Source organism: Bradyrhizobium sp. UFLA01-814, assembly GCF_046718885.1.
Lineage (GTDB): Bacteria > Pseudomonadota > Alphaproteobacteria > Rhizobiales > Xanthobacteraceae > Bradyrhizobium > Bradyrhizobium elkanii.
Map to the genome: position 1 here is coordinate 1 of NZ_JAQOSR010000303.1, position 5118 is coordinate 5118.

Annotated in this window: 4 protein-coding genes and 1 pseudogene; 2 read left to right on the top strand and 3 right to left on the bottom strand. The window is 64.1% G+C overall.

The window, feature by feature from the left end; genetic code table 11:
• Together PMN64_RS41875 and PMN64_RS41880 are read right to left on the bottom strand one after the other, a co-directional pair.
• On the bottom strand, positions 1 to 1227 hold a 1227-nt coding region (locus PMN64_RS41875), incomplete at its 3' end, for a PAS domain-containing protein (RefSeq protein ID WP_411784996.1).
• 193 nt (positions 1228 to 1420) lie between these two features.
• Positions 1421 to 2809: a cation-efflux pump gene (locus PMN64_RS41880; RefSeq protein WP_411784997.1), complete on the bottom strand. Its 1389-nt coding sequence runs from the start codon at positions 2807 to 2809 to the stop codon at positions 1421 to 1423.
• Positions 2810 to 3195: 386 nt separating this feature from the next.
• Here PMN64_RS41880 and PMN64_RS41885 point away from each other — a divergent pair, with 386 nt between their 5' ends.
• Together PMN64_RS41885 and PMN64_RS41890 are read left to right on the top strand one after the other, a co-directional pair.
• Entirely contained in the window at positions 3196 to 3792 is a 597-nt protein-coding gene (locus tag PMN64_RS41885) for a TetR/AcrR family transcriptional regulator (RefSeq protein ID WP_304499478.1), read from the top strand.
• A gap of 92 nt (positions 3793 to 3884) precedes the next feature.
• Entirely contained in the window at positions 3885 to 4754 is an 870-nt protein-coding gene (locus PMN64_RS41890; protein WP_411784998.1) for a DMT family transporter, read from the top strand.
• A 102-nt stretch (positions 4755 to 4856) separates the two neighbouring features.
• Here PMN64_RS41890 and PMN64_RS41895 read toward each other — a convergent pair.
• A pseudogene (locus PMN64_RS41895) lies at positions 4857 to 5053 on the bottom strand (quinone oxidoreductase); the annotation flags it as partial.
• Between the last annotated feature and the right edge of the window lie 65 nt (positions 5054 to 5118).

Sequence of the window (5118 nt, forward strand, 5' to 3'; positions counted from 1 at the left end):
CAGCTTGTGCAGCCGCTGGAAGTGCGAGTTGCAGAGCACGAGGCGGTCGTCGGCATCCCACAGCACGAAGGCCTCCGGAATGGTCTCGATCGCGTCGCGCAGCCTGAGATCGGCTTCCACCGACTTCTCGGCGAGGCTCTTCTGCTCGGTGATGTCGACCGCGATGCCGATCAGATGCAGGCCGCCGTCGGCGGCGGCGTGGCTGAGCTCGCAGCGCACCCGCAGCCAGATCCAGTGGCCGCCGACATGGCGCATGCGGAAGCTCTGGTCGATGTGATCGATCTTGCCAGAGATCAGCTGGTCGGCGATGTCGAACAGGTTGATGTCGTCCGAATTCACCAGCGCGTTGACCTCGCCGAAGGTGAGGAGGTCGTTGCGGGTGTCGAGGCCGAGCAGGGTGAACATCGACTGCGACCAGAAGATCCGGCCGCGCGACAGGTCCCAGTCCCACAATCCGCAGCGGCCGCGGTTGAGCGCGGTGTCGATGCGGCCGCGCACGGCGTCGTTGATCAGGTCGCCCTCGCGGGCGCGGGTCGATTGCCAGTGGAACGCGAAGCCGAGGATCAGCACCACGAAGCTCGTGGTCGCCGACAGCGTCACCGAGAGCGCGGCGTCCGATCCCCAGATCGGCTCGTTCATCTCCTGGATCACGACGATCTGGCCGGGCAGCGACTTGACGAGCTGCGAGATCGCCAGCGCGCCGGTGCCGCCTGGCAGCGTCATGTCGCTGACCGTGCCCTGCTGGCCGGGCGCGACGAGCAGCTGCGCGGTGGAGACGATGTCGAGGATGCGGTCGTTCTCGCCGGCGCCATCGACCGGCACGCGCGCCAGCACGCGGTGATCGGCGCTGGTGATGATGACGTGGCGGCCATAGGCGATGCCCCAGGACGGGATCAGGTCCGGCAGCAGTTCCTGCATCCGCTCGATGTTGGCGAGCCGGTCGCGCCGCACCGAGGTCAGGCGATCGAGACGTTCGGCGAGGATGTCGGAGAGCGCGGCGAGGTCGCGCTTCATCGCGCCGCGCTTCTGCCGGTTCTGGTCGATCACCTGGACGAAGGCGCCGAGGCAGATCGTGATGAGGAAGGCGATGATGAGGGTAGGGACAGCGCGGCGCAGTGCAGGCTCGGCCGTCAAGAGCCTGTGATAGGCCGGTTTCGCGATCGACTGCGCCAATCCCTTGATCGAATCGGATTGGACGCACGCGTTCGCTGCATGCGCGCGCGCCATGCCTTAGACCCCCGCTCTAAGCTGATTTTTTACCCGGTTCGGATGCTCCCCACGATGCATCCGAATCATGATCATTTGAATCCAGATTTCCGGGACTGTCGAGAGTCAACGATTCGTTAATGCGAAATAATTCTTGTCCAAAACAGAATCAGGCGGCGCAAAGTGAGTCCGAAACAGGAACGGCTCCGTAGAATTACGCGCGCGTCGGCTCGGCGTGACTGATCACACGCTTCACGGTGGGGAACGCACGACGCAGTTTGCGTTCGATCTCGTCGACGCTTTCGTGCACCTTGATCACACTCATCGAAGGCCGGGCGCGGCAATGGAAGTTGACGATCTCGCCGGCGTCGGTGTTACGGACCCGCACGTTATGGATGTCATGGATCGCGCCGCCATCGGCAAAGCCGGTCAGCGCCGCCTTGATGGCCTCGACGCGATCGGGCGCGGCGTTGGTTCCCCACGGCAGTTCCGGCTCGAGCGGCTCGATATGGGTGTCGACCTCGACGTCCTCGCCAAAGTCCTCGCGGATCGCGCGCTCGAGCTCGTGGGCGATGTCGTGCGCCGCGTCCAGCGCCATGTCGCCGTCGACCTCGAGGTCGATGCCGACGATCAGCTTGCCGCCGATATCGTGCACCGTGACGTGGTGGATGGCGAGGCCGGAATTGCGCGCGATCACCATGATGCGTTCGCGCACGCTCTCATTGTCGCGCGCCACCGGCACCGCGGTGAAGGTGAGGTCGGCGTCGCCGAACGTCTTGGTCACCGCCGCCTGCGCCCTGCGCTTGATGTCCTCGACGCGGTCGATCGGGTAGGTGCGCGGCACCTTGGCGATGGCATCGATGAAATGCGTGGCGCCGACCATGCGGACGCGCAACCGGTCGACATCGATCACCCCCGGCACGGCCTTGATAGCGGCGGTGGCCTTTTCCAGCGCGCCTTCGGGCGCGCGGTCGAGCAAAGTCTCGACCGTCTCCCGCGCCATGCGCAGGCCGAGCAGGGCGATCATCACCGCGACCGCGATCGCCGCCGCGGCATCGCCCCACCAGAAGCCGAAGCCGGCCAGCACCAGGCCGACGATGACGGCGGTCGAGCCCATCACGTCGGAGGCGAAATGCAGCGCGTCGGCGGCCAGCGCCTGGCTCTTGGTGTCGCGCGCGGCGCGGTGCAGCGCGCGGGCCCGCCACAGATTGACGCCGATATCGATGACCAGAACGACAAAGGGAATGGCCGATATCGACGGCGGCGGCGCGCCCTCGCGCAGATGGCTGTAGGCCTGGACCAGGATGCCGCCGGCCAGCACATAGAGCAGCGCGATGATGCCGAGCGCCGAGACGCTCTCGAACTTGCCGTGGCCGTAATGATGCTCTGCATCGGCCGGCTGGTCGGACACCCGCACCACCGCCCAGGTGATGATGGTGGCGACCAGGTCGATCGACGAGTGCAGCGCCTCGGAGATCAGCGCCAGCGATCCGATCGCGATGCCGACGACGAACTTCGCCACCGCCATGCTGCCGCTGGCGAGGATCGAGATCGCGGCGACGGATGTCTTGGTGGAGGGTGCGCTGGTCTTTGAAGAGCTCATGGGCGGCGGTGTAGCAGGGAGTTGGTGAACATCAAGTGTCATTCGCCACGCGCAATCGCCACTCAGTTGCAATTGCATCCTTGCGCCAAAATCATGCCGTCGTCCTGGCGAAAGCCATGACCCATAACCACAGGGTTGTGTTGTTGAAGTGAGCTGGTGCAATTGCATCGCCTCATGACTCGCATTCGGGGTAATGGGTCCTGGCTTTCGCCAGGACGACACTGGATGTGTTGCGCAGCGAAACACATCAGTTGTTTCCGCGCGGTAACGTGAAGTTTCGCTTCGCTCTACCCATCCTACGGACCCGCCGGGTTGTTATCCGAAGCCGGCACTTGCTATTTAAAGACCAATCGGTCTATATATCGGCAATGAGCCGCCAAACCGCCATGCAGTCGCCCCGTGGGCGCCCGCGAAGCTTCGACATGGAGGCCGCGGTCGAGCGCGCCATGAATGTGTTTTGGTCGCGCGGCTATCACGCCACGGCGCTGCCGGACCTGCTGCGTGCGACGAAGCTCTCGCGCGGCAGCCTTTACGCCGCTTTCGGCGACAAGCACTCGCTGTTCCTGCGCGCGCTCGATCGCTACATTGCCGATGCGCTGACGCGGATGGATGATGAACTCGACCCCCGCAGAGATCCGGTCGACGGCCTGCGAGCCTACCTTGCCGGCTACGTTGAACGCGCGTGCGGTGCCAATGGCCGGCGCGGCTGCCTGTTGGTGGCGACGGCGATGGAACTGGCTGGCCAGGATGCTGAGGTTGGCCGTCGCTTCGCGAGCTTCTTCAAGATCATGGAGGCCAGGGTGGCGGACGCATTTTCCCGTGCGGAGACCGCGGGCAGATTGGCCGCTGGCGTCGAGCCTTCGAGTGCCGCCCGAATTCTGATCTGTTTCCTTTGGGGGCTGCGCGTGGTCGCCAAAACGGCGCCGGCGCGCACCACGTCGCAAGCCACTGCCGACGCGCTGCTCGATCGCTTCATCAAATAAGCAACTGTTGGAATGACCCTTGATGTCCTCTGGACGTCTGCGCGATCGGCGCGCCGATATATGGACCGATCGGTCTTGAAAGGAAAGATGCGATGTCTGCGATCCAGATCGTCTGCGCGGTGGCCGTTCCCTTGCTCTGGGGTTATCAGTTCGTGGTCATCAAGATCGGCGTCACCGAGTTTCCGCCGCTGTTCTTCCTCGCGCTGCGCTTCCTGGCCATCGCGCTGCTGCTTGTTCCGTTCGTCAGAAGGCCGACACGCCAACAGTTCGGCCCTGTCGCAGCTATTTCGGTTTTCCTTGGCGGACTGAACTTCGGGCTGTTCTATGTCGGCCTTGGGCTCGGCTCGGGAAGCATGTCGGCCGTCGCCTATCAACTCGCGCCGCCCTTCACCGTGCTGCTCGCTTGGCCGCTGCTCGCGGAGCGGCCGTCGCTCATCACGTCCGCCGGCGTGGTACTGGCGTTCGTCGGCGTGGTGGTGCTGGCGGCGGGGCCGGGGCTGTCGGCAAACGCGCTGCCGCTGCTGCTCGTGGTTGCCGCTGCCTTCGCATTCGCGGTGTCCACCGTCCTGACGAAACGCTATGGCCCTTTCGATCCGCTGATGTTGATGGGATGGTCGTCGCTGCTCACCGTGCCGCAGGTGATGTTGATGTCGCTGTTGCTGGAATACGGGCAGCTGGCGAGCCTTGGCACTGCGGATCAACGGGGCTGGCTGGCGCTCGCCTACACCGTCTTCATCGGTGGCATTGTCGGGTTCGGCCTGTGGTTCTGGCTGATCGCCCGATGCTCCATGGCCCGCGTCGCACCCTTCGGTCTGCTGCTTCCGGTGTTCGCCTTGATCTCGAGCGTGCTGTTCCTTGGCGACAGCGTGACCCCGAAACTGGTTATCGGCGGGCTGCTCGCGATCTCCGGCGTCGCCATCACGCAGGTGAGACCGAGCACGTGGGGCGGATCAACGCGGTAGCTGTAGGATGGGTAGAGCGCAGCGAAACCCATCATCTCGCTGCACGGATACATCGATGGGTTTCGCTTCGCTCTACCCATCCTACGCAGCCGTGCGTGCCGACTACAACGTCACCACGATCCTGCCGAGGTGATTGTTGGCATCCGTGTGTTCGAACGCCTAGCCGCGAACTTGTAGATTTGGTCGATCGGCAGATGCAGCTTGCGCGCCTCGACCGCGGGCCAGATGTCCTTGCGCACCTCGTCGAAGATCGCGCGCATCTCCTCGATCGAGCGAGTGCGGAAGGTGACGCCGATATGCTCTTTACGCGCTGTCGAAGACAGCTCCATTCAGTCATTTTGCTGACGCATTCTCTGTCTTAGTC

What these genes read in the sequence shown, in the direction of transcription:
- PMN64_RS41880 (WP_411784997.1), bottom strand. Translation starts at nt 2,809, where the DNA reads ATGAGCTCTTCAAAGACCAGCGCACCCTCCACCAAGACATCCGTCGCC.
- PMN64_RS41885 (WP_304499478.1), top strand. Translation starts at nt 3,196, where the DNA reads ATGCAGTCGCCCCGTGGGCGCCCGCGAAGCTTCGACATGGAGGCCGCG.
- PMN64_RS41890 (WP_411784998.1), top strand. Translation starts at nt 3,885, where the DNA reads ATGTCTGCGATCCAGATCGTCTGCGCGGTGGCCGTTCCCTTGCTCTGG.